The organism is Psychrobacter sp. 1U2 (assembly GCF_051847575.1).
Map to the genome: position 1 here is coordinate 1 of NZ_JBPYDC010001797.1, position 522 is coordinate 522.

Annotated in this window: 1 protein-coding gene; it reads right to left on the bottom strand. The window is 44.1% G+C overall.

Annotated elements, in window-relative coordinates; genetic code table 11:
• A partial coding sequence (locus ACS8FD_RS24460) for a CoA transferase (RefSeq protein ID WP_439277751.1) occupies positions 1 to 522 on the bottom strand: 522 nt, incomplete at both ends.

Consider the following 522-nt stretch of genomic DNA (forward strand, 5'->3'; position numbering starts at 1 on the left):
CTACCACCAGCCAAATCTGCAAATTGCATATTGGGCATAGCTTGATCGCCTGAAGCAGTTTTGAGTTGATCGAGGGTGCCACTCATTGCCATAAAGTTGATATCATGCCCTGCCTTTGCTGCCCAAGACTTACCTGTAGCATCAAGCGCCTCTGGAATACCATAGCCTGTGATAGAAACCATCACCAGTTTTGGATTAATAGCATGTAAAGTAGCAGCATCTAAACCCATTCCAACAAGTACTTCGGGACGAAAACTATCAAGCATCACGTCTGCATCTTTGATGTGCGCTTTTATTGCTTCGATGCCTGCTTCACTACGAAAATCCACCTTTTCACAATGTTTGCCATGGTTTAACGCTTTAAACAACTCACCAAACGCACGTCCTGGATCGCCATTTTTTGGTTCAATTTTAACAATTTCTGCGCCTAGATCGGCAAGTAAGCGCGTTGCGAATGGACCGGGTAAATTACGCGTCAAGTCGATAACTTTAAGACCATTTAGGCAGTCAGACATTATGTCT